The organism is Vibrio barjaei, assembly GCF_001639065.2.
GTDB classification, from domain to species: Bacteria; Pseudomonadota; Gammaproteobacteria; order Enterobacterales; family Vibrionaceae; genus Vibrio; species Vibrio barjaei.
On sequence record NZ_LQXO02000061.1, the window covers coordinates 1 to 21,838 of the forward strand.

The following is a 21,838-nucleotide window of genomic DNA, read 5'->3' on the forward strand; positions in this document are numbered from 1 at the left end:
CGGAAATAATGGCGTGGTTTGGTGAGGGTCACTACGCAGAAGTTACAACTACCGTTGAGCAAGTTACCGGCAAAAAGCCAAGAACCTTCCGTGCTTTTGCTGAAGAATTTGCATCGGTTATTGAGAAATAATCTAATTTTGGTCTATCAATAGAGGAGAGCCTTAGCTCTCCTCTATCTGTTGTAATTTAGTAAGGGTTTAGGCTATTTCACTAACTTAGAAACATAAGGCACATTTCTGAGCTTATCTTGCCACGGTAAGCCATAACCAACGAGCAAGTCGTCGTTTTCCATTTCATAGGCGTAAAACTGTTGGAATGGGATATCCACTCGACCGGGTTTTACGAACAGAGTGGCAATAGAGACCGACTTCGGGGCAAAATTCTCAGCAAGATACTGGACCAGTCGCTTCATCGTTCCTCCTGATTCAATCGCATCGTCGATAACAATGACGTCTTGACCCTCAATGCTTATGTTCTGATGATAAACAATTTCTGAAGAGTTGTTGCTATCGCCAGGAGTATGAGGACAGGAAATATAGTCCATTTTTATGTCAAAGGTGAGGTGACGGACGAGATCGGCAGTAAACAGTATGCCTCCCGGAACAACACTGATGATGACCGCAGATTCAAAGTCGTTATTAAGCACGTCCGCAATCGCAATTACGCCGTCTTGTATCTGCTCTGTACTGAGAACCAACTCTCCAATATGTTTACTCTTCATTGGCTACGCCTCTTCTATTTCGAGATGTTTAATGATGTGCGCTGGGTTTCCACCAATCACGACATTATCTGCAAAGCTTTTTGTAACGACTGCACCTGAGGCAACGACAACGTTATTACCAATGATAACACCAGGATTAATCGTTGCGTGCCCTCCTATCCAACAGTTATCTCCAATCGTAATGGGTTTAGCGAACTCAATACCCGTGTTCCGAGTTGTAGGGTCCAGTGGATGGCAAGCGGTATATAGCCCTACTTGAGGGCCAATAAAGCAGTTATCGCCGATTCGTACTTCGGCACAATCGAGAATGACACAGCCAAAGTTCATGTAAAAGTTGGTGCCCACATGAATGTTCTTGCCATAATCGCAATGAAAGTTTGGTTCAATTTTAATCTCACCACCAATAGTGCAACTGCTGGAGCAATTGCTTCCTGTCATTACTTTGGTGACGAGAAGTACGGTTGTATTGTTCGATTAGATCGCTCGCTGCGGTGCGCAGCGTCGCCAAGGTGTGCTCACTTGGATCATAGTGAAGTCCCGCAAGCATTTTCTCTCTTTCAGTCATAAGGTTACTCAAGTGTTTTAAGCTCTACTCATCAAAGCGACGATCTTTGTAAAAGTAGGTTTTATCGCGGTCATTAATCTCTCTGAGTACTCGACAAGGGTTACCAACTGCCACCACATTGGCAGGAATATCTTTCGTCACCACACTGCCAGCGCCAATGACACTGTTTTCTCCAATAGTCACGCCCGGAAGCACGACAGTATTAGCACCAATCCAAACGTTATTTTTAATGTGAACAGGTATATTGAATTGAGCTAGAACCTTGCGCATCTCAGGCTCAATAGGGTGTCCAGCCGTTGCAATGGTTACGTTAGGCCCAATCATTACATGGTCACCAATGTAAATGTGGGTATCGTCAACCAGCGTGAGATTGAAGTTAGCGTAGACGTTATTACCAAAATGGGTATGGATACCCCAATTAGCATGTACTGGAGGTTCTAAATAACAATCTTCACCAACTTCTGCGAACAGAATATGCATTATTTGTTCACGTTTTTTGGTCTCGCTAGGGCGGGTATGATTAAAGTCATACAGTGTTTCTAAACACTCAGTTTGACGTTCAGCAAGCGCTTCATCATAAACATAGACATTTTGACTGTGCAGTTTTGACATTGGATTCATGTAGGTATTCACTATTAAGCTGGTATTGGATAATGATCGATATCCTAGCACTGCGATTTATCCATAAGCCACAGACTTCGAAAGGTTTAATTCGAATCTGACAGCCGCTTCTCATTGGTGTTTTCTTCCCACTCATATAGAGCCATTAATGAATTTGTGTATTCGCTGACAGCTTGCTCAATACAGACCATCGCTTCATCGAGATCGGTTTCAGAAAGATTGAATGTGAGTGCGTTTTTGATGGCTTTCAACATAATTTAGTCCTCATTAATCGTGGCACAGTCATGTGGTGTGGAGCTGTTGGTGTTCAAGACTCGAGATAGATTATGAACAATTAATAGGAGGGCAAAAACTGAGTAATTGGTGTTGTTTAGTTCCACATTTAACGTTAATTTGTCTGGATTAGGTTATGTTTGCCTGATTTTTGGTCTTATGTGGAACTAAGGTGATATAGAAATGCCGGAAATAAGTAACGATAGAGCACGGCTGTATTATCAACGTCTAGCGGTATTAGGAACGAATAAAGACATCAGTACCACAATAGATAAGCTTGCGGAGCTGATGTTTACCAGCACGCGGCATAGTCGAACCTTACTTAAACAGCTTGACGAGAAAGGGTGGATCGATTGGCAACCCAAAGTGGGACGGAATCAACGCTCGATACTTCATCTCAACCATTCTGAGAGCACGTTGGTCGTCAATGTTGCGTCAGAGCATATCTCGCAAGGTCACTATGAAAAAGCACTGCAACTATTAGGTGGGGATAAAGCGTTATTCGGACAAGTGTTACAACAAACTGCCGGTCCGCAAGTAAGAGAAGGCGTAGTTCATATTCAGCTTACTTATGACCGCTTATTGTCACCGTTGGATACCACCAATTCGTTACGAAATAGTGAGCGATTCCTAACCCGACAAGTATTCTCTTGTTTGACGCGCTGTGACGGTGAGGGTAATGTCGAACCTGATCTGGCTCATCATTGGCGCTATGACTCGCAGGCGCTAACTTGGCGATTTTATCTAAGACCTCATCTTAGATTTCATGACGAAGCACCAATAGATGCAGAGACCATTGCTGAACTCTTCATGCGTCTTAAACAGCACCCTAATTATTGTTCTTTGTTAGCTAATGTTGTGACGATCTGCGCCGTGGGGCGATTGTGTATTGAGTTCACTCTGTCTCAGCCAGAGCCAAGCTTTGCTGCACTGCTAGCGGATTACCGATTCTCTGTATTACCGAGCGCTCAATTAGAAAATAATTCCGTTCGTATTGGTAGTGGTCCCTTTAAGCTAGCCGAGCATTCTCAGGAACAGCTTGATTTACAGGCGTTTGAACATTATCACGGCCTTTGTGCACTATCAGACAGCGTGACGATCTGGCAACTCCCAAAAGCAGGAACAAGCAGTTGTTCTACCTCACTTGTTACTCATGATTTACCTACACCCTATGATGCTGTTTGTAGTCATTTGGTCTCAACTGAAAGCGGCACTGAGCCATCAACTCAGGCGACTCCTCAGAGCCGGATTGAGGATGGCTGCTTACTGGCAATGTTCAACCACACTGCAGCTCTGGATAGCACGCAGCGTCACTATCTTGGTCAGTTGATGAATTCAAGGTCGGTGTTGCAACTGTTGTCCAATAACGACGCAGCTAGAGTTCAGGGCATTGCGGCATACAACCTTTTGCCAAGCTGGATGAAAGTATTGATTCCTCCAGCAGAGATATCTCCTTTGCCGAAGAAGCTAGATATCGCCATCTACCAACATCATGCTTTACGCGAAAGCGCCCAAGTAGTTGCCGATTTGTTGGAGCGGGTTGGCGTGAGCTGTCAGATTAACGAATACAGCCATGCCGACTTTTATGAACTGTGTGCGCGTCATAAGCTTGAGGAAGAGATTATCCTCACCAGCATGAGTTTGGATGACAACCGACCGTCTTCGGCGTTTATTTGGCTTGCGACCGATAGAGTGTTAAGACAGTGCCTAACACCGTCCACGGAGCAATGGCTGCAACATGAGCTTGAACAAGTGAAACAACAGAATCAATCTACGGAATACATGACGGCCCTTGAACCGATCGCATCGACGTTAGTCTCTGATAGATGGATAATCCCGCTGTTTCACCATAAGCAAACTCTGAATTTTGCTGACCAGCTGCAAGGCGTATCCATGACTATCTGGGGCTGGCCGGATATTAAGAGCGTCTGGGTCGAGGAGTAGAGTTTCTGTATTACTTTAACAACAGGTTGGAGTTGATGTTGGCATAATTCTGCTAAAGTAGCCGACGGTTTGAGACGTGGATGACTGAATTTACGATGCAAGAGATAGTTTTCGCTGGTGGCTGCCTTTGGGGCGTCCAAGAGTTTATGCGACATTTACCTGGGGTCATAAATACCGAAGCGGGTAGAGCCAATGGCAGTGCGAGTACCACACAGTGTGATTACGATGGATACGCTGAGTGTGTTCGAACTCAATTTGATGCGAGCCAAGTGTCGATTGAGCAGCTTATGGATTTCTTTTTTGAAATCATTGATCCCTACAGCGTCAACAAGCAAGGGATAGATGTAGGAGAGAAGTATCGCACTGGAGTTTATAGTGTAAATCCCCAACATCTTGAGCGAGTGAAACGCTACATTGCCGAGCGTTCCGATGCAGATAAAATCATGGTAGAGGTGTTGCCACTTAGTAACTTCGTAAAGAGTGATGACGAACATCAAGACCGACTCACTCTTCACCCGAATGATTATTGTCATATACCCAAGACTATTTTGCATAAGTACAAAAAATAGCCTCAAGTGCTGACTATTTTGGCGCGTTCCTCTGTGAAGGATCGCGTTGAAACGCATGAATAAGTTCGGCTGGATCGTTGGCACTGCGCTGAACTTTGGCACTTTCCGCCCACCAAATAAGCTGAGCCAGCGTTCGATTCATATAGCTGTCCCACTCTTGTTGAGATGCTTCGCTTAGAGCCTCACCTTTTTCATTGAATACGCGAGCAGCATTGGGAATGTGAATCATGGCAGATACTGGCAAACAGCCTAGCTCGGAGAGAAAAGTTCGCATTGAAACGGCTGCTCTAGCGCCTCCCCACTGTCCAGCAGAATAGGTCACAATTGCACTGGGTTTATAAGAAAACAGAGAGCTGCCAAAGTGGTTAAGAAGGTGTGCGAGTGCTGGACTCATGGAGTGATTGTACTCAGGTGAAACCATCACATAACCATCAGCTTGTTCAATCTTCGCTGCCAGTTGCTTTAGATCTTCTGGTACTTTACTTCGGCTGTAAGCAAATTCAGGTTTAAAAACCGCATCGAAACTCAAAGTAAGAGGGTCGATGATTTCCACGTCAATCTCGGGATAAAAGCGCGTTAGCAGAGACTGACAAGCCTCACTGACTCTTACGCCCAGTCGTGCGGGGCGAGGTGGGGTGCTTTCTCTTACAGAACCAAGAAAAATCAATAACTTCACTATCTAATACTTCCCTAGTGTTTTCTGATGTTGTTCGTTTTAGCTTAAAGGGTCTGGATTTTGTTGCAATGAGAAGTCACAAAAAAGGGGCACGTGCCCCTTTTCCGATTCTTAGGATGTTAATTAGACACTTTTGACCAGCTTGTCAGTGACAAATGCTCGGTTGCGAACCACAAACCATAATAGACCACCCAAAATGCCGATTGCGAGCTGAATCATGCCTAAATTAGCGATGAGTGCGTCGGGACGCATGGAAACCAATAACATGCCAGTTGAGCCACAAATCATGGCAAAAAACTGAATCAATGCCACAGCCGAACCGGTGTCTTTGTCTTGCTGATCAAGCATCAAGTTGGTACCAGGCACTCGCATCATAATAACCATTAGCGTCGCTGGAGCGGCTATTAATGCGAAGACCCAAGGCGCGGTAGAACCAATAGTGAGCGTTAACACACCCATCAATGCCAAAATCAAAAAACATAAAGTAATGACTTTTTGTACTGAGGTATGGCGGGATAACTTCATGTAAATAGAAGGGCCTAAAGAGGCGCACATCGCATTGAACGCGAAGTAGTAACTAAACTCTTGCTCAGTCAGGCCAAAACCATTGATGTAAATGTACGAACCTGCTGCTAAGAAGGCCATAAGCGCCATGGGTGCGATTGAGAAAATACACAGCAGCATCACGAATCTTGGATTAGTCATTACCACGCCAAGTCGAGTCCAAGAGCGAGCCAAAGAGCCCGTATACTGACTTTGCAGTGTTTCGCGGTAACACATGGCTAAGATGGAGGCAAACGCGCCAAATACTGCCAAGGTCACGAACATCATTCTCCATGATGCGACTTTGAGAAGAAAGGCACCGAGTACGGGAGCGACCATTGGCGCAATAATCACGAGCGACATGATGGTGGCCATGATTTTCTCGCGCTCACGTCCTTCGAACATATCTTTGACGATAGCGGTAGAGACGACAGTAATGGCACTACCAGCAAACGCCTGTAGTACCCTTGAGCTAATGAGGTGCTCAATGCTTCCTGCCATCGCACAGGCAATGCTGGCAAGCATGTAAGCACCAATACCTATCAATAAAATTGGCTTGCGACCAAATTTCTCACTCAGCGGCCCCCAGAATAGAAGCCCAATCGCGTAAGTAACGAAATAGCTGCTTAACGTGAGGTTTACCATTGATTCAGTGGTATTAAATATATCGACCATGGTAGGCAAAGCTGGCAGATAAAGGTCAATCGTTAATGGTGGAAATGCACTGATAATAACCAGAAAAAATAGAGTGCCTTTTTGCCCAAGGATGGGTTGTGTTGATGTCAAATGATTCTCCTGTGGGTGAAATTAGTAACTCAAGTTGTCATTAACGCGTTCTAATAGCTGCTTCAGTGTGCTTGCTTCGGTCTGAGAAAACCCAGTCAGCATTTCCGTTATCATTTCCATTTCGACTTGGTCGAGGCGTTCCAAAAGCTTTTCCCCTTTCTGGCTGAGATAAAGTGCAACCGAGCGTCGGTCGTTAGGACAACTTTGTTTGATGATGAGATCTTGACGATGAAGCCTTGCGATAATTCTCGCAATTTGGGCTTTATCTCGGTTCATTGACTCGACTAACTTCTGCTGAGACGCGCCGCCGAAGGTACGAATATCACTCATAGCTTTATGCTCAAGGGGGGAAAACTCGACTTTTTGACGGGTGATCTCCGCTACCATTTTGCCGCGGGTTTTCATTCGAATTTCACGTAAGGCGTGATTAATTGCTCGATAGTCTATTGTCATCAATGAAGGCCAATTAGTTGATCTAGTCAACCATTTTAGCTAATTAGTTGATTAGATCAACTAATTAGTCACAGTTTTGAGTTTTTGTTCTAAGAACAAAAATCATAGATGCTCAGTTTTTGCTCCTTAATATATTGAATTAAAAGTAGTTATTGGCGTAGTTCTATTGAATGGTGCACTTTGTTTGTTCATAAATTAGTCACAAATCTATCCCAAATTCGTCAAAAATCCACGCTCTAATATTCAATCAATAACTACTATTGACTGGAATGAAACTTATGGCCATGACCATGCCTGAACTGACGGTTGTATCGGATGCAGAAGAGTTTGCATCGCCACAACTGGGTAGAAAAGTTCTTGAAACTCGCGCTTTGACTAAGTCCTACCAACAAGGAAAAGTGGTTCTAGATGGAATCAGCTTTGATCTTCACGCTGGTGAATTTGTTGCTGTGGTAGGCCGTTCTGGAGCGGGAAAGTCCACGTTGCTGCATACGCTGAATGGCACCATCCCCGCGACCAGCGGCGAAATTCTTAATGTGCATAAAGACTTATCGACTGACAACGTACTATCGATGTCGAGAAAAGAAATTCGTGAGTGGCGTACTCACTGTGGCATGATTTTCCAAGATTTTTGCTTAGTGCCTCGTTTGGATGTGATTTCCAATGTCTTGCTTGGACGTTTGAGTCATACGTCGACGCTTAAATCGCTGCTTAAAATCTTCAGCGACCAAGACAAAGCTCAAGCTATCCAATTGCTTAAGTGGCTCAACATGTTGCCGTACGCTCTGCAACGCGCAGAAAACCTCTCTGGCGGACAACAACAACGTGTGGCGATTTGTCGTGCGATGATGCAAAACCCCAAGATCCTGCTTGCCGACGAGCCAGTGGCCTCGTTAGACCCAAAAAATACCGTTCGCATTATGGAAGCGCTGCAAAAAGTCAGCCGTGATGGTGTGGCGGTAATGGTAAATCTTCACTCAATCGAACTGGTTCAGGAGTATTGCTCCCGAGTAATCGGTCTTGCCAAAGGTAAGGTGATTTACGACGGACATCCTTCTGGCCTCAATGATGATGTTTTGCATCGCCTTTATGGCGATGAGATCGACCAAATCAACTAATCCAATCGGAAATCTGGACACAATAAATTTTAAGGACAAGTGATGAAAAAGCTTCTATCTATTGGTATCGCCGTGGCATCAGCTATGACTTTTAACGCAAGTGCGGCTGCTCCAAGTGAAATCAACCTCGGTATTCTAGGTGGACAAAATGCAGCAGACCAAATTGGTGATAACCAGTGTGTTGCTGATTTTCTCAATGCCGAGCTTGGTGTAAAAACCAATATCCGCAACTCAAGTGACTACAATGCTGTAATTCAAGGTTTGTTAGGTGAGAAGATTGATTTGGTTATCAACATGTCACCTAAGTCTTATGCTGAAATATATCTGAGCGATCCTAAAGCGGTGGACTTAGTTGGTATCACGGTCGATAACACGGATAACTCCCGCGGCTATCACTCGGTTATTTTGGTTAAAGAAGATAGCCCTTATCAGTCCATTGAAGATTTGAAAGGTAAAGTGTTCTCCTTCGCTGATCCAAATTCAACGTCAGGTTTCCTTATTCCAAACAACCAGCTAGAAAACACTCTGGGTGGAAATATGGATAATCAATTTGATGGTTTTTTCAAATCGGTCAACTTCTCTGGTGGACATGAGCAAGATATCGTTGGTGTTCTTAACGGTCAGTTTGATGCTGCGGTAACTTGGTCATCAATGGTGGGCGATGCAGATAAAGGGTATAGCGCCGGGGCGTTGCTACGTTATATGGACCACGACGCTGACCTAATGAAAAAAATCCGCATTATTTGGGAATCGCCACTTATCGCTAATGGCCCAACTATTGTTAGCAACCGTCTAGACCCCGATTTCAAAGATAAGCTTGTTGCTGCTGTGAAGAAACTGGACCGTGAAGACAACGCTTGCTTTAGCAAAGCGGCGGGTGGATCGCTTCACCTAGAAGAGACCAGTGTAGCTGAATACCAGTCAATCATCGACTTAGTTAAAGCGACTAAATTCGCTCAGCGTTAATCCCCCCTCCAATTATAAAGCTGGCAGGCGCTGCCAGCTTATTACTTCTACGGTCAATTTCATGCAGTTTGAACAATATTACCAACAGGCTCGTCGTAAGCAGAAGATGGATGCACTTATGTGGTCATCCATGTTTATGCTGCTTTATTTGCTTTCTGGGCACTATGCAGAGTTTAGCCTTTCAACCATTTTACATAACGCGCCTGCACTTTTTGATTATATCTACGACACACTTCCTCAGTTGTCATGGGATGTCTTATTCGCCAGTCGTGATGAGACTGGCCGTGCGGTTCCGGGTTCACTCATCTATTGGGGCTACCGACTACCGATTCAAATCCCTCTATTGTGGGAAACCATTAATGTTGCGATCGCCGCGACTCTAGTCTCATCAGTTATTGCGATTATCTTGGCATTTTTAGCCGCCAGTAATGGTTATGCGCCTGCATCTGTCAGAGTGGCAGTGCGTTCTTTTGTTGCCTTCTTGCGCACCATGCCGGAGCTTGCCTGGGCGGTGATGTTTGTGATGGCTTATGGTGTCGGAACGTTCCCAGGGTTCGTGGCACTGACACTGCATACGATAGGTAGCTTGACCAAGCTGTTTTATGAATCCATCGAGACCATTTCTGATAAGCCAGTTCGAGGTTTAACGGCGTGTGGTTCAACACCAGTCCAACGACTACGTTTTGCCTTTTGGCCGCAGATTAAGCCAACAGTTCTGTCGTATATATTTCTTCGATTTGAAATCAATTTTCGCTCATCGACCATTCTTGGCTTAGTTGGGGCGGGTGGTATTGGTCAAGAGTTGATGACGAATATTAGCTTGGGTCGACATGATCAGGTCAGCATCACGCTGTTGCTGATCATCATTGTCGTCGCGCTCATAGACATGACGTCTGGTGTGCTACGCAAAAAAGTTATCAGTGGAGATGTAAAATGACGGAACTAACGTTAGAGCAAATCAAACAAGAAAATAAAGCGATTTTCTCGCAACAAAAACGTTATTTAACCATTGTTGCAGTGCTTGCGAGCAGCGTTTTGGTGTATTACTTCTTATTCTTTACTTTCTTTGGTGTGTCTTCAAAGCAGTTTGAAATGGGCAATAGCAAAATCATAAGCTACTTTATGCATATGTTTGTATGGCGAGACTTTTGGGATTGGCCGTTTGCCTATTACTTTAAGCAAATTGCGATAACACTGGCGATTGTATTCGGCGGCACGTTAACGGCATCTCTTGTGGCGTTGCCTTTGTCATTTATGGCTGCTCGCAATGTTATGACGGGGCCATTTCGCTTTATTGCTACCTTCATGCGCCGTGTGTTCGATGTTTTACGCGGAATTGATATGGCGATTTGGGGTATGATCTTTGTGCGTGCCGTGGGTTTAGGGCCTCTTGCTGGTGTAATGGCGGTATTCGTTCAAGATCTAGGGCTATTTGGGAAACTGTATGCAGAGAGTCACGAGTCAGCAGATAAAAAACCGTCACGTGGCTTAACCGCGTTGGGGGCAAATAATCTACAGAAACATCGTTTTGCCATCTTTACTCAGTCGTTTCCGACTTTTCTTGCATTAACCTTGTATCAATTGGAATCAAATACTCGCTCTGCGGCGGTTTTAGGTTTTGTTGGTGCTGGCGGTATCGGCTTAGTTTATGCGGAAAACATGCGCTTGTGGAACTGGGATGTAGTGACGTTTATTACGCTGGTTCTTGTCGCCATCATCATGGGTCTGGATAAGGTATCGAGTATTCTTAGACAGAAATACATTGTGGGAGAGAATGTCCCGCTTTATGAAAAGCACTAGCAAAATAGTAAAGGGCTAGTCAGTCTAGGCTAGCCTTGCAAATCTGCCTTGAATCTTTTATCTCATTCTTTATCCACGTGTTATTTAACCATATTCATACTTGAACATTCGTTCATTTATAAATTGAGCGAACGTTCAATTTATAAGTTTACCTGTTGCTCCTATGTGCCTCGATATACCACAAAACTTTTTTCAACATCTGAGCGTTCTCGAGCGAATTTATTCGCTCTCCTGGGGGCCTCTAGGTGCCTTAGAATGGCGATTTTGGCATGTTTTAACATGTTGTTTTTAATGGAGTTATTATTCTCGAATAATGACGTTATCGATGTTAGTCTTTTGGTTCTACGAAGGAGTAACAGTATGAATATAAAAGATAAAGTCTACCGTCAGCATGACTTTTCTCGGCAAGATCTTTCTGGAGCCGTTTTTGAAAACTGTCAGTTTTTTCACTGTGACTTTGCTCGGTCAGATCTCACGGATGCAAGGTTTGAGCGTTGTAAATTCATCGAAACCTCGGACCTAGAAGGATGTCATTTTGACTATGCCAATTTGAAGGATGCCAGTTTTAATAATTGCCAGTTAGCCATGTGTAATTTTGAAGGAGCTGATTGTTTTGGCATAGAGCTACGTGAATGTGACTTGAAAGGGGCGAATTTCCAGCGTGCAAGATTTGCCAATCAAGTCAGTCACACTATGTATTTTTGTTCTGCGTATATCACGGGTTGTAACTTGTCTTATGCCAACCTAGAGCGACAGGTTTTAGAAAAGTGCGAGTTGTTTGAGAACCGTTGGATTGGGGCTAACTTAATGGGGGCGTCATTAAAAGAATCAGATCTCAGCCGTGGGGTATTCTCAGCTGACGCTTGGTCGCAGTTTCGGTTTCAAGGGGCGGATTTGTGTCATGTAGATCTTGAGGGGCTGGACCCCAGAAGAGTGGATCTCACTGGGGTAAAAATTTGCGACTGGCAACAAGAGCAGCTTTTAGAGCCACTGGGTTTGGTAGTTCTACCGGGCTAAGTGCTCTCGGTGCCTTTTCATCAGGTTTGGGGTTAATCATTACCCCAATTATCGGCTTCTATTTTTGCCAGTGCCTTCGCTGCTTTTTGTAGTGCAGGCAAGAACTTGATGGCTTCATCCGGTTTAACGCGAATAACCGGAGCCTGTATCGCTAAACCGAGGTTAGATTGCCCGGTTGGAGAGGGTACCAGAACCGCAATACACACCAAGCCAGGTAAGAACTCCTCATCATCGATAGCGAAACCTTGAATCTTTGCTTCCTCAATGTCTTTTTCCAATTCTGAGTATTCGGTGATGGTGTTCACGGTATATTGAGTAAGCGGAACATTTTCAATCAGGCGTCTACGTTGTGACTTCGACATATGCGCGAGAAACAGTTTGCCTGTTGCAGAGCAGTGAACAGGAACACGCGAGCCTGGATGTAAGTGGAAGCGAAGCGGTGCTTCAGTCTCTGCTCTATCGAGGTAAATGATTTCGCCACTAGAGAGCGCCGTCAGGTTACAGCTTTCGCCTACTTCGGCTCGTAGGTTTTCTAGAATCGTGCGGCGGGCACTGTGCATGGTGCTATTTAGCAACAAATTCTCGGCTAGCTTTCTCAAACGAATTCCGGAGCTATAGTGCTTTTCATCCCCATCTTTTTGAATGATGCCTGCGGCCTCTAACTGCTGCAGCATACGATGTAGGGTTGGCTTTGGTAATCCCGTTTCTTCTACTAATCCTTGTAGAGATATGAACTCGTCTTTTTGCGCTATCACCTCTAATAGTGCAAAAAGTCTGAGCGTAGGAGTATCTCCTTGAACTTGTGGTGTTTCTGTTGGCATAGAGTCATTCTTCCTTGCGATACGTCGAAGTCTAAGATTGTACATTCCAATTTAGTATATATCCATTTTCTGAATAAAATTTGATCTTTTGTATTAGTGTCATTAACATGAAATAAAATTATGGAACAATACGTCTCGATAAATGGAGTTTGTTATATGAAGGCGATAGAAAGGATTGTCAACAAAGCTCACTTGGATCGTAAGCGAGTGGTGTTGAGTGAAGCAGAAGACCCTCGTGTGCTTACCGCTGCTCGCATGGCTGTCGATAAGCAATTGGCATACATTACCTTGGTTGGTGACGAGCAAACCATTGCAGAGGCTGCGGAGCGACATCATGTGAGTCTTGCTGACATTCATGTTGTTTCACCACAGAGTTCACCGCTTAAAGAAGTGTTAGCAGAGCGCCTATACCTATTGCGTAAAGCAAAAGGTATGTCTTACCACGATGCGCTCGAACAGGTGCAAAACCCGCTTATTTTCGCCAATCTAATGGTAAGAGAAGGGCTAGGCGACGGCACTGTCAATGGTGCTGTGTACACTACTTCTGATGTGGTTCGTGCGGCACTTCAAATCATCGGTCCTGCGCCAGATAGCGAGCTAGTATCAAGTTTCTTTTTAATGATGCTATGTGAGCCTTTTCATAACCTCAAAGGTGGTTTGATTTTCAGTGATTGCGGATTGGTCATCGATCCGAATGAAGCAGAGCTGGCGTCTATCGCGATTTCAGCTTCAGCCAGCGCCAAAGCGCTATTAATGGAAGAACCTAAAGTTGCCATGTTGTCGTTTTCCACCAACGGCAGTGCTAAACATGAGTCCGTGGATAAAGTTCGCAATGCCGCACAACTTGTAAAGCAACGCTGCCCTGACATCGCTGTTGACCAAGATGTACAGCTGGATGCGGCAATTGTTACTGAAATTGCAGCAAAGAAGCTGCCAGACTCACAAGTAAAGGGTAAGTCTAACGTACTGATATTCCCTAATTTGGAAGCCGGAAACATAGGTTACAAGTTGGCAGAACGATTAGGTGGCGCGGTAGCCATAGGTCCGTTGTTACAAGGGTTAAACCAGCCTGCTAATGACCTATCTAGGGGGTGCTGCGCCGAGGATATTCTTCATGTTATTGCGGTTACAGCAGTGCAAGCTCAACAAGATAGAAACATCGAACACACTTCACCTACTTCGATAAAAGAAGGCATAACCAACTAGGGAAACAAATGGATCTACCAACGTTACTCGCCATTCTTGCCACTATAGTCATTGGCACCTATTTTCAGACAGTAACTGGTTTTGGTCTTGGTATCATTGTCATAGGCTTGACGGTGAGCCTTGATCTCGTCGCATTACCTGTGATAGCGGCGGTCGTGAGCATTGTTACTTTGTTCAATTGCATGGTGGCATTAGCCGGTAAACCGTTATCTGGTGATCTTAAAACCATGTTGGTTTTGGTGATTGGCATCATACCGGGTGTCGTTGCGGGAGTATTTCTGCTCGACCAACTCAGTGAATCGGCAACCAATATATTACGTGGTCTTCTTGGTATCATGATCTTAGCGGCTGGACTCAATTTCATGTTTAAGCCGAAAACGTTAACGCGACGGTCTGCTTCCGCATCTTTTCTATTTTCGGGTTTTGGTTCGGGACTCACTGGTGGCCTTTTTGGTATGGCGGGCCCACCGATTGTTTACCACCTTTATCGCCAGCCTTTTTCTATCGAATTAGTGCGCAGCACGCTGTTGATGGTTTTCGCTTGTACCTCAGCTTCGCGCACCGCTTACGTGTATTTCGACGGTAGCTTGAGCGCCAGTATCCTTTGGTTATCTGTCATTGCCGTTCCGCTTGTGGCCTTGGTCACTCTATTCGCAAGGCGTTATCCGCCTCCATTATCAAACGATCAGTTAAGGAAGACGGTATTTGGTGTCTTGATGGTTATTGGAGGGTATTTAATGGGAGTCTCTGCTTCTACATTGGGTTGATTCTTGGTTACATGGTTTGACCGATATTGAACGGTGACGTACAGATCACATTCAGTGAAGTTGCATTAGCCAAGCTTCACGTTGGTCGTTACGATTTCGCCTAATGTATAGTGGTGTTTAGTTAGATTTAATATGTTGGACATAAATAAGTACAAAGGAATCATCTTCGATTTAGATGGTACTTTAGTTAACTCTATGGTGGCACATGCTCGTGCTTGGGAGCAGACCTGTAACAGGTTTGATATTCCTTATGACAAAGAGTGGCTGGATCAACTCGGTGGGATGCCATCCAGGAAAGTCACGCTCGAAATTTTGAAACGCTATAATTTGTCCATAGACCCGCAGCTTATAACAACAGATAAAATTGCCAACTTCGAAGCTATTGAATACAAAGGCGACGTGATACCCAATATTTATGCGATTCTTAAACAGCAGCACAAACTCAAGAAGATCGGTATTGGAACTGGCGCTCAAGCTAAGCACGCGCATGGTATTTTAGCTACCACAGATATCCCATCATTGATCGACACGATCGTTACTTCTGATGATGTAGACAACCACAAACCCAATCCTGATACCTTCCTAAAGGTCGCTGAACAATTAGATCTAGACCCAACAGATTGTGTTGTGTTCGAAGATACGCTGATTGGGCAATACGCGGCGACGGCTGCGGGGATGGACTGTTATATGGTTGAATCTGGTGAGATCACTGCATTTATTCCAGCATATTGAATGTATGCTCATGTTTAACAACAATGCGTTCCTGATGGTGTAATAAAACAACAAATATCTTTGACTTCGATCACATATTGGCGCAAAATTGACCTCGTGTCACACCATTATGGGAATTAAGTATGAATGCTACAGCAATTAGTAACGAAAGCAGCCAGGCGCCAATCAAACCTTCTTTTTTCAATGAAGTGTTTTTCTTTGCTAAGGCAAGCGTAGTGATGGCAGCGATTGTCCTTTTAGTGGCGTCTGCTTGGGTTTAATCTTCCCTGAGCACCTTTTTTGATGTCGGGGGTATATCCCCCTCGCTATTCATCTAGCTCCACTTTCAGCCTTCCTATTGTTAAATCCAATCTAATCCCGAAAGACACTTTCTGTATTTCAGGGTTTATCGTGCTTATTCAAGCTAGACCAATACAAAATAGTCATGGCCAAGTAGGCGATTACGGGCACAATGTAGCTTATGCTCAACGAAAATTCGTCAATTAATGTGGCTTGGGCGAAGGGCAACATGACTCCGCCTATCGAGCACATAATCAAGATTGCAGCACCCTGAGAGCTATGTTTCCCAGAAGCCTGTAGTGCTCGCGCGTATATAATGGGGTAGAGCGTCGCATTACATAGTCCAACTAATAATAATAGAAATCCCACCCAACTTGCTTGCTCAAACAGTGCGGTCAAGCTAATCAGTGTGGCGACAACGCAGGCAAATGAAAACAAACCATGACGATTTACCCAGTGGCCGAACTTCGCGAACAGCAAGCGTCCAAGGAACATACCGACCCAGTAAGCAGCGATAAACTGCGTCGCCTGAATCAGTCCAAAGCCGCCATACGATCCATCTGCAAGGTAGGTGATGGTAAAGGTACCAAAACTGACTTCAACACCAATATAGAGAAGTAGCACCGTAGCAAGTGTCATAAACTCTCGGTTACCAAGCAAACAGAAAAGACCTCTCCAAAAACCTGAGACTTGTTTCGGTTTGATATCCGGCAGATCTACTTTGCTAAAAAACACCAGTAGACCAAAGAAAAAACTCGTAATCAGTAAAAACAGTATCGACACATGGAACGAGGTATCTGCGAAACCTAATGTTGTTGCTGCAACAATGATAGCAGTCAGAGCTAATGGCCCAAGCACTGTACCAACAGAGTTTGCCGCTGTAGCAATACTTTGCCTTATGACACTTTTATCTGGTGTAGATAACAATGATACGTAAGGTGAACTCACAACTTGGATGGCAGAAATGCCTGACGCCATAAGCAGAATGCCTAATAGGGTCGGATATAGTGACTCTGTCCTAACAAGATAAGCCATAGCTAAACAACCTAACAAACACCAGCAGAGGCAGTATTTCATGGTGGTTCGATAACCAAACTTCGCCATAACGAATGACGTTGGAAGCGACACGGTCACTCGCGTAATGAAAAAGGCCATTGGAAACAACATGGCCATTTTATAGTCTAAAGCAAACGCATCTTTGTAGTAGGGAATAAGAGAATTACTTGAAACGGTAATCAAGCCCCAAATAAAAAATATCAGTGATAATAAGACAAGTGGGGCATCTTTTAGATGAAATGCTCTCATTGTGCCTCCTTTACCTATAAAAAAAGCAGAAGATACCCTTCTGCTTTTTGCCTCAATTAAGAAAATCTAGCTACACACAAAGTTGATGTGATGAACATGGATATTGTATTTCTCAATGATGACTTTGGTGGCGAGCATACTCCTGACACGTGAATCAGAATCCAAAGCTTTTAGCATCGTCGCTTCGTCTTCATAACTGTGTTGCATCATCAACAACAAGTTCTTGTGGCTATCGGCTTCGATGGCTTCAGGTTTGTTAACAACGACGCCAAGGTTATTTGGAAAGGTGCGAATAATAGGCACAACTTCATTTTCCATATACTGATAGAAATCTTGTTTCTGTTCTTCGGTTAACTCGGCTTCAAAGAAAGCGGTGCGAATAATCGTCATAACGTTGTCCCCTTACAGCTCAAAACCAGATTGGTTAGCGATGGATTTGAGGGTCGCTTTGGCTTTAGTGATATCCTCGAACCAGTTGTCGTTTTGAGCCCACATTTCGATAACGAGAGGCCCGCGATAGTCTATATCAGCTAACGTCTTAAAAATCGAAGTGAAGTCGACTTGACCTTCACCGATGACCAAGTCACGGAACTGACCATCACAGGTTTCTGAGACGCGTAGTGTATCTTTCAAATGGACTTGAACCAGATGATCGCGGCTTAACCTGAGTTCAGTGCACACATCGTGATTCCAACCTGAAATATTGCCGACGTCGGGATAGGCCATAAAATAAGGGGACGGAACCTCACGTTTGAGCACTTCAAATTTACTGAGCGAGTTTAGGTATGGAGTATCCATAATCTCCACTCCGAGCATGATGCCCGCTCTTTCTGCTAGCTTGGTTGCTTGTTTCATGCCTTCAATAAAAAGGCGATGGGTTTCTGCCGATTGAGGTTCATAGTAAACATCATAGCCGGCCATCTGAATGCAGCGGATGCCAAGCTTGAAGGCAAGAGCAATCGCTTTTTCCATGATGACATGGGATTCTGCGCGAATGCTTTCGTCCATTGAACCAAATGGGAATTTGCGATGCGCACTTAAGCACATGGATTGCAAAGGCATTTCATGCTTTTCGCATAAGTGACGAAGTTGATAGATTTCTTCATCTGACCAATCTAAGCGGGCGCGTCGCTCGTCTGTTTCGTCAACTGAGATTTCGACAAAGTCGAATCCCGCTTGTTTGGCTTTAATTAAGCGCTCTTCCCAAGAAAGAGACGCTGGCATTGCTTTTTCGTAAATACCTAATCTGAATTTGTTTTGAGAGTTGAACATACTTTTTTCCTTAAAAAAGTTGTTCCTCTATACGCGCGTTGATGTCTTGAATTTTACTGGCAATTTCTTCATAACCTAATGCTTTCATTTTTGGAGTTAGTGAAGAAACGCTGACTGCGTATACAGGGGTGTTGTTTTTGTCAAAAATAGGAACAGCCACACAAGAAATACCTGCTTCGTTTTCTTCATCATCTAAGGCATAGCCACGGGCTTTGATTTGATCAAGAACGCTGAAGAACTGAGATTTGTCTAGAATGGTATTCTCAGTTAACGGTTTCATTGTACTGACATTACGTTGCCAATAAGTTTCTCGTACCGCATCGGTGCTAAATGCGAGGTAACATTTCCCGGCAGCTGAGCAGTACATAGGAGAATGCAACCCAACATAGGTACGAGTTCGAAAGGCGGCGTTGACTGGCTCGAACTTGTCTTTAAAGATGATATTGTCAGCATCAAACGACAGAAAATTAACGGTTTCATTAACGTCGTTAAGTAGCTCTGATAGGAAAGGCTTAACCGCTCCTGTTACGTCAGAGTTAATTGCAGCATGACCGAGTTGTACCAGCTTCATAGTGAGACGATATTCTTTACCAGAACTCATTTGAGCAACGTATCCTGAGGCTTCAAATGTTGCCAAAATGCGATGGACTGAAGACTTATTAAAGCCAGTGCCCTCAGACACTTTTTGTAGAGAAATTCCATTCGGATAGTTCCCTAGAAATTCGAGTACACTCAACGCTTTAGACAACGATTTAATTTGTTCACTCATATACGTGCTACCAATGTTTTCCTATTTCATTGTGAAAACTTTCTGCCACCTCACGACCATTGCTGCTAGCTAACGCTCGACCAGCAATAAATGACTTAACAGAAAGATTCTTAAACAAATGCAGATCGTCAGGCACAATACCACCAGTAATGGATAGTTCAATTCCTAAATTCGATAATTCCTGCATTTTGTCTAAATCTTGTTGGGTCCAATTGACACCAGCGAGCTCTGCGTCACGCGAGCGATGGTAAATAGCTTGGGTAATTCCCATTTCAACCCATGCCTTGGCGTCATCCAACGTCCAGTGTCCATATAACTCTATTTGCACTTCACCATCGAACTTATCAGTCACGTTTTTTGCTGAACGTATGGTTTCAATATGAGCTGCAGCGCTTACGGTGACCCAGTTAGCGCCAGCCTCCATTGCCAAACGCGCTAAAATCGCGCTTGCATCGGTTATTTTCATGTCGCAGACAACGGTATGATTTGGGTATTTTTCGCGGAGGACCTTTACACTGTCCACGCCATGAGCGAACGCTAAAATAGTTCCGACTTCAATGACATCAAGCTTGTCCGCAACATGTTCTATTGACATCAGAGCAGTATCGAGGTCGGTTGCGTCAAGTGCCATTTGCAGTAAAGGTTTAGGCATCGATTTCATCCTCAAATTGTTTGAATAACTGAACCAGTTTTTGGTAGTTGTGGTACTTCTTTTGGTAACGTGAATAGTTCTCTGGATTGGGTTCGATGCGAGACATCGAATTGGTCATGCTTTTAGTGCACTCTTGAAGTGACGCAAACTCTCCTGAGCCAACCATAGCCATCATGGCCGCACCTAAAGAGCCGGTTTCATCCACATCAGATATCTCTACTGTCATGCCGGTTAGGTCGGCTAACATTTGCATCCACACGGGGCTCATGGCTGGGCCGCCCGTTACCTTTAGTACGTTTGCTTTTGGAAAACGTTGACGCATCCGTTCAAGGTGCAGGTTGTGACAGAAAATAATTCCTTCCCAGATCGCTTGAATTAAGTGTCCCTTACTGTGGTGAGACTGAAGACCATAAAAGCCAGATTTCAATCCTAAGCCTTGATTGGATCCGTAAAGGAAAGGCACAAAGTAGACCGAACTTGATGCTGGTGCTAGGGCTGCCACCAATGTTTGGTTTTGTGCATGGTCGAGCTCACCACTGTCTCCAAGGTAATCGGCGAACCATTCGTAGTTGCCAGCCGAAGTCGGGCTAGCCTCATGAATAATGTATTCATCGTCAATGGCGTAGTGACCATAGACAAAGTTATGACGCTCTTTCGTAACATGTTTTGAGATGCCAGAGGTGACCGCCCATGTGCCCATTACATAGTTGAGCGTGTCTTCAGACGAATTTATTCCCGAGCATATTGCGGTGGAGACCACATCAAAAAGACCACCGAATACCGGAGTGCCTTCGGCAAGTCCGGTCTCTTTAGCAATCGCAGCAGTAATTTTGCCAGCTTGCTGCTGCGGTTTAACGATAGGGGGGAGTGCATCCCAGAGCTCTTCAATACCGAAGGTGCTTAGAAGTGATTTATCGTATTCACCTGTGATGGAATTGAAAAGGTTACTCTCTGACATATTGGTCAGTTCGGCGGCAACTTCCCCGGTTAGGCGATATCTCAAATAATCATGGGACATCAGAACTGCACCGATATTGTTGTAACGATCGACCTCATTGTCTTTGACCCAGCGAAGGATAGACACTGGATGTCCTGTCCAAAGCGTTTGCAAAGTTGTTGGATAAATCGCCTCGGCAACGCCTTGATCTAACCAGTCTTTGACTATGGGTAAAGAGCGCGAATCGGAGGACATGATGCCATAGCCTAGGTTTTCCCCTTGCTTGTCTAGTAGATACACTCCTTTTCCTTGCGCAGAAATACTCAGCCCTTTGATGAGGCTTGGGTCAACTTCAGTGGTTGCTAGCAACTGTCGAATTACGTCAACGGCGTTTTGCCACAATGCATCCAAATCACGCTCAACCCAACCTTGTTGATTGTTGATAACGCTTGCCGAGACGCGAGCGAGTCCACATTGGGTGCCTTTAGCGTCAAATAACGCGGCTTTCATAAAGGTGCCGCCGGAATCAATACCGATGTAGTAGTTCATTATTTGGCTTCCAGTATGTCGTTATGAATCTTAACCACAAGCTTCCTTACTGGCTGGTTATCATCATTTTGGATATTGGTAATGTGCACGATATTGGGTGTGAACAAGTAAAATTGGTTTGGTGTAGCGTGAATGAAGTTCAGTGCAATGCCATCATGGTTGTAGAATTGCAGGTCTCTTTGTTCTAAATAAGGCTCGGCGTCAGTGTGCTTGCCCGTATCGATAGACCATGCCATGGTTTCGTTACCCTCTAGCACAATTTGCAAATCAGAATGGTATTTATGAACTTCAGGCTTGAAGTTTTCTAAAGGCTCTTTGTTGTATTCCAGTACAACAAACCACGCTTTATTAGGATCAAAACCAGGCAATTCATGACGGCCCAAAGTAAGAGATACGTGATCAAGGCTATTTAAGTATTCCAAGACGTTTTGGATAACTGCAGGGTATGACTTGGTTATAGAATTAGGTTGAGTGTTTCCAACTAACATAGAGTTCT

25 protein-coding genes and 1 pseudogene are annotated in these 21,838 nt (G+C 44.4%); 11 read left to right on the forward strand and 15 right to left on the reverse strand.

Going from position 1 to position 21,838, the window contains the following annotated elements:
- Positions 1-203: 203 nt before the first annotated feature.
- The 4 genes and pseudogenes from AWH66_RS24505 to AWH66_RS26050 form a co-directional block, all read right to left on the reverse strand.
- Positions 204-722, reverse strand: a complete 519-nt coding sequence (locus tag AWH66_RS24505; protein ID WP_038227564.1) for a phosphoribosyltransferase — start codon at positions 720-722, stop codon at positions 204-206.
- 3 nt (positions 723-725) lie between these two features.
- Positions 726-1,287: pseudogene (locus AWH66_RS24510) on the reverse strand (sugar O-acetyltransferase).
- Between the two features lie 24 nt (positions 1,288-1,311).
- Positions 1,312-1,908 (reverse strand): sugar O-acetyltransferase, encoded by a 597-nt coding sequence (locus AWH66_RS24515; protein ID WP_063602923.1) that lies wholly within the window; start codon positions 1,906-1,908, stop codon positions 1,312-1,314.
- A gap of 86 nt (positions 1,909-1,994) precedes the next feature.
- Positions 1,995-2,162, reverse strand: coding sequence for a hypothetical protein (locus tag AWH66_RS26050; protein WP_161493973.1), 168 nt, complete (start codon positions 2,160-2,162; stop codon positions 1,995-1,997).
- A gap of 202 nt (positions 2,163-2,364) precedes the next feature.
- Between AWH66_RS26050 and AWH66_RS24520 the strand changes: the two genes are divergently transcribed.
- Both AWH66_RS24520 and AWH66_RS24525 read left to right on the forward strand, forming a co-directional pair.
- A complete protein-coding gene (locus tag AWH66_RS24520) occupies positions 2,365-4,125 on the forward strand; it encodes an SgrR family transcriptional regulator (protein WP_063602924.1) in 1,761 nt (586 codons plus the stop codon).
- A gap of 95 nt (positions 4,126-4,220) precedes the next feature.
- Entirely contained in the window at positions 4,221-4,694 is a 474-nt protein-coding gene (locus AWH66_RS24525; RefSeq protein WP_063603687.1) for a peptide-methionine (S)-S-oxide reductase, read from the forward strand.
- Positions 4,695-4,707: 13 nt separating this feature from the next.
- Here AWH66_RS24525 and AWH66_RS24530 read toward each other — a convergent pair whose 3' ends face one another.
- From AWH66_RS24530 to AWH66_RS24540, 3 genes are all read right to left on the reverse strand, one after another.
- Positions 4,708-5,370 (reverse strand): NADPH-dependent FMN reductase, encoded by a 663-nt coding sequence (locus tag AWH66_RS24530; RefSeq protein WP_063602925.1) that lies wholly within the window; start codon positions 5,368-5,370, stop codon positions 4,708-4,710.
- Between the two features lie 123 nt (positions 5,371-5,493).
- Complete coding sequence (locus tag AWH66_RS24535) at positions 5,494-6,699, reverse strand: multidrug effflux MFS transporter (RefSeq protein ID WP_063602926.1); 1,206 nt, start codon at positions 6,697-6,699, stop codon at positions 5,494-5,496.
- Between the two features lie 21 nt (positions 6,700-6,720).
- Positions 6,721-7,152, reverse strand: a complete 432-nt coding sequence (locus AWH66_RS24540; RefSeq protein ID WP_240495662.1) for a MarR family winged helix-turn-helix transcriptional regulator — start codon at positions 7,150-7,152, stop codon at positions 6,721-6,723.
- Between the two features lie 278 nt (positions 7,153-7,430).
- On the opposite strand from AWH66_RS24540, the gene phnC reads away from it, so the two are divergent.
- The 5 genes from phnC (at position 7,431) to AWH66_RS24565 (ending at position 12,053) form a co-directional block, all read left to right on the forward strand.
- Positions 7,431-8,270 (forward strand): phosphonate ABC transporter ATP-binding protein, encoded by an 840-nt coding sequence (gene phnC / locus AWH66_RS24545; protein ID WP_038227561.1) that lies wholly within the window; start codon positions 7,431-7,433, stop codon positions 8,268-8,270.
- A gap of 42 nt (positions 8,271-8,312) precedes the next feature.
- Entirely contained in the window at positions 8,313-9,236 is a 924-nt protein-coding gene (phnD, locus tag AWH66_RS24550) for a phosphonate ABC transporter substrate-binding protein (protein WP_006069811.1), read from the forward strand.
- Between the two features lie 61 nt (positions 9,237-9,297).
- Positions 9,298-10,173 carry a phosphonate ABC transporter, permease protein PhnE gene (phnE, locus tag AWH66_RS24555; RefSeq protein ID WP_062456353.1) on the forward strand — a complete coding sequence of 292 codons (876 nt, stop codon included), beginning with the start codon at positions 9,298-9,300 and terminating at the stop codon, positions 10,171-10,173.
- Entirely contained in the window at positions 10,170-11,036 is an 867-nt protein-coding gene (gene phnE, locus AWH66_RS24560) for a phosphonate ABC transporter, permease protein PhnE (protein WP_063602928.1), read from the forward strand. The genes phnE (AWH66_RS24555) and phnE (AWH66_RS24560) overlap by 4 nt, the downstream gene beginning before the upstream one ends.
- Positions 11,037-11,396: 360 nt before the next feature.
- Positions 11,397-12,053, forward strand: a complete 657-nt coding sequence (locus AWH66_RS24565; RefSeq protein ID WP_063603688.1) for a Qnr family pentapeptide repeat protein — start codon at positions 11,397-11,399, stop codon at positions 12,051-12,053.
- A 32-nt stretch (positions 12,054-12,085) separates the two neighbouring features.
- Here the strand turns inward: AWH66_RS24565 and AWH66_RS24570 are convergent, their stop codons facing one another.
- A complete protein-coding gene (locus tag AWH66_RS24570) occupies positions 12,086-12,874 on the reverse strand; it encodes an IclR family transcriptional regulator (RefSeq protein WP_006069816.1) in 789 nt (262 codons plus the stop codon).
- Between the two features lie 156 nt (positions 12,875-13,030).
- Between AWH66_RS24570 and pta the strand changes: the two genes are divergently transcribed.
- The 4 genes from pta (at position 13,031) to AWH66_RS26055 (ending at position 15,839) form a co-directional block, all read left to right on the forward strand.
- Positions 13,031-14,080: a phosphate acetyltransferase gene (gene pta / locus AWH66_RS24575; RefSeq protein ID WP_063602929.1), complete on the forward strand. Its 1,050-nt coding sequence runs from the start codon at positions 13,031-13,033 to the stop codon at positions 14,078-14,080.
- A gap of 8 nt (positions 14,081-14,088) precedes the next feature.
- Entirely contained in the window at positions 14,089-14,847 is a 759-nt protein-coding gene (locus tag AWH66_RS24580; protein WP_063602930.1) for a sulfite exporter TauE/SafE family protein, read from the forward strand.
- Positions 14,848-14,979: 132 nt separating this feature from the next.
- Positions 14,980-15,579: a beta-phosphoglucomutase family hydrolase gene (locus tag AWH66_RS24585; RefSeq protein WP_063602931.1), complete on the forward strand. Its 600-nt coding sequence runs from the start codon at positions 14,980-14,982 to the stop codon at positions 15,577-15,579.
- A gap of 122 nt (positions 15,580-15,701) precedes the next feature.
- Complete coding sequence (locus AWH66_RS26055) at positions 15,702-15,839, forward strand: hypothetical protein (protein WP_167360992.1); 138 nt, start codon at positions 15,702-15,704, stop codon at positions 15,837-15,839.
- Positions 15,840-15,957: 118 nt separating this feature from the next.
- On the opposite strand, the gene AWH66_RS24590 is transcribed toward AWH66_RS26055, so the two are convergent.
- The 7 genes from AWH66_RS24590 to AWH66_RS24620 all read right to left on the reverse strand — a co-directional run bounded on the left by AWH66_RS24590 (position 15,958) and on the right by AWH66_RS24620 (position 21,830).
- Positions 15,958-17,163 carry an MFS transporter gene (locus tag AWH66_RS24590; protein ID WP_063602932.1) on the reverse strand — a complete coding sequence of 402 codons (1,206 nt, stop codon included), beginning with the start codon at positions 17,161-17,163 and terminating at the stop codon, positions 15,958-15,960.
- A 66-nt stretch (positions 17,164-17,229) separates the two neighbouring features.
- A complete protein-coding gene (locus tag AWH66_RS24595) occupies positions 17,230-17,553 on the reverse strand; it encodes a hypothetical protein (protein WP_063602933.1) in 324 nt (107 codons plus the stop codon).
- Positions 17,554-17,565: 12 nt separating this feature from the next.
- Positions 17,566-18,435, reverse strand: a complete 870-nt coding sequence (locus tag AWH66_RS24600; protein WP_063602934.1) for an L-ribulose-5-phosphate 3-epimerase — start codon at positions 18,433-18,435, stop codon at positions 17,566-17,568.
- Positions 18,436-18,445: 10 nt separating this feature from the next.
- On the reverse strand, positions 18,446-19,204 hold the full coding sequence (locus AWH66_RS24605; RefSeq protein ID WP_063602935.1) for an IclR family transcriptional regulator: 759 nt from the start codon (positions 19,202-19,204) through the stop codon (positions 18,446-18,448).
- A gap of 7 nt (positions 19,205-19,211) precedes the next feature.
- A complete protein-coding gene (locus AWH66_RS24610; RefSeq protein WP_063602936.1) occupies positions 19,212-19,856 on the reverse strand; it encodes a 3-keto-L-gulonate-6-phosphate decarboxylase UlaD in 645 nt (214 codons plus the stop codon).
- Positions 19,849-21,342 (reverse strand): FGGY-family carbohydrate kinase, encoded by a 1,494-nt coding sequence (locus tag AWH66_RS24615; RefSeq protein WP_063602937.1) that lies wholly within the window; start codon positions 21,340-21,342, stop codon positions 19,849-19,851. Before AWH66_RS24615 ends, AWH66_RS24610 begins: the two co-directional genes overlap by 8 nt.
- Positions 21,342-21,830, reverse strand: coding sequence for a NanQ anomerase/TabA/YiaL family protein (locus tag AWH66_RS24620; RefSeq protein WP_063602938.1), 489 nt, complete (start codon positions 21,828-21,830; stop codon positions 21,342-21,344). The genes AWH66_RS24615 and AWH66_RS24620 overlap by 1 nt, the downstream gene beginning before the upstream one ends.
- Between the last annotated feature and the right edge of the window lie 8 nt (positions 21,831-21,838).

Bases quoted from the DNA above. Each gene is read 5' to 3' on its own strand.
- AWH66_RS24505 (WP_038227564.1), bottom strand. From the start codon at position 722: ATGAAGAGTAAACATATTGGAGAGTTGGTTCTCAGTACAGAGCAGATA.
- AWH66_RS24515 (WP_063602923.1), bottom strand. From the start codon at position 1,908: ATGAATCCAATGTCAAAACTGCACAGTCAAAATGTCTATGTTTATGAT.
- AWH66_RS26050 (WP_161493973.1), bottom strand. From the start codon at position 2,162: ATGTTGAAAGCCATCAAAAACGCACTCACATTCAATCTTTCTGAAACC.
- AWH66_RS24520 (WP_063602924.1), top strand. From the start codon at position 2,365: ATGCCGGAAATAAGTAACGATAGAGCACGGCTGTATTATCAACGTCTA.
- AWH66_RS24525 (WP_063603687.1), top strand. From the start codon at position 4,221: ATGCAAGAGATAGTTTTCGCTGGTGGCTGCCTTTGGGGCGTCCAAGAG.
- AWH66_RS24540 (WP_240495662.1), bottom strand. From the start codon at position 7,152: ATGACAATAGACTATCGAGCAATTAATCACGCCTTACGTGAAATTCGA.
- phnC (WP_038227561.1), top strand. From the start codon at position 7,431: ATGGCCATGACCATGCCTGAACTGACGGTTGTATCGGATGCAGAAGAG.
- phnD (WP_006069811.1), top strand. From the start codon at position 8,313: ATGAAAAAGCTTCTATCTATTGGTATCGCCGTGGCATCAGCTATGACT.
- phnE (WP_062456353.1), top strand. From the start codon at position 9,298: ATGCAGTTTGAACAATATTACCAACAGGCTCGTCGTAAGCAGAAGATG.
- phnE (WP_063602928.1), top strand. From the start codon at position 10,170: ATGACGGAACTAACGTTAGAGCAAATCAAACAAGAAAATAAAGCGATT.
- AWH66_RS24565 (WP_063603688.1), top strand. From the start codon at position 11,397: ATGAATATAAAAGATAAAGTCTACCGTCAGCATGACTTTTCTCGGCAA.
- AWH66_RS24570 (WP_006069816.1), bottom strand. From the start codon at position 12,874: ATGCCAACAGAAACACCACAAGTTCAAGGAGATACTCCTACGCTCAGA.
- pta (WP_063602929.1), top strand. From the start codon at position 13,031: ATGAAGGCGATAGAAAGGATTGTCAACAAAGCTCACTTGGATCGTAAG.
- AWH66_RS24580 (WP_063602930.1), top strand. From the start codon at position 14,089: ATGGATCTACCAACGTTACTCGCCATTCTTGCCACTATAGTCATTGGC.
- AWH66_RS24585 (WP_063602931.1), top strand. From the start codon at position 14,980: ATGTTGGACATAAATAAGTACAAAGGAATCATCTTCGATTTAGATGGT.
- AWH66_RS26055 (WP_167360992.1), top strand. From the start codon at position 15,702: ATGAATGCTACAGCAATTAGTAACGAAAGCAGCCAGGCGCCAATCAAA.
- AWH66_RS24590 (WP_063602932.1), bottom strand. From the start codon at position 17,163: ATGAGAGCATTTCATCTAAAAGATGCCCCACTTGTCTTATTATCACTG.
- AWH66_RS24595 (WP_063602933.1), bottom strand. From the start codon at position 17,553: ATGACGATTATTCGCACCGCTTTCTTTGAAGCCGAGTTAACCGAAGAA.
- AWH66_RS24600 (WP_063602934.1), bottom strand. From the start codon at position 18,435: ATGTTCAACTCTCAAAACAAATTCAGATTAGGTATTTACGAAAAAGCA.
- AWH66_RS24605 (WP_063602935.1), bottom strand. From the start codon at position 19,204: ATGAGTGAACAAATTAAATCGTTGTCTAAAGCGTTGAGTGTACTCGAA.
- AWH66_RS24610 (WP_063602936.1), bottom strand. From the start codon at position 19,856: ATGCCTAAACCTTTACTGCAAATGGCACTTGACGCAACCGACCTCGAT.
- AWH66_RS24615 (WP_063602937.1), bottom strand. From the start codon at position 21,342: ATGAACTACTACATCGGTATTGATTCCGGCGGCACCTTTATGAAAGCC.
- AWH66_RS24620 (WP_063602938.1), bottom strand. From the start codon at position 21,830: ATGTTAGTTGGAAACACTCAACCTAATTCTATAACCAAGTCATACCCT.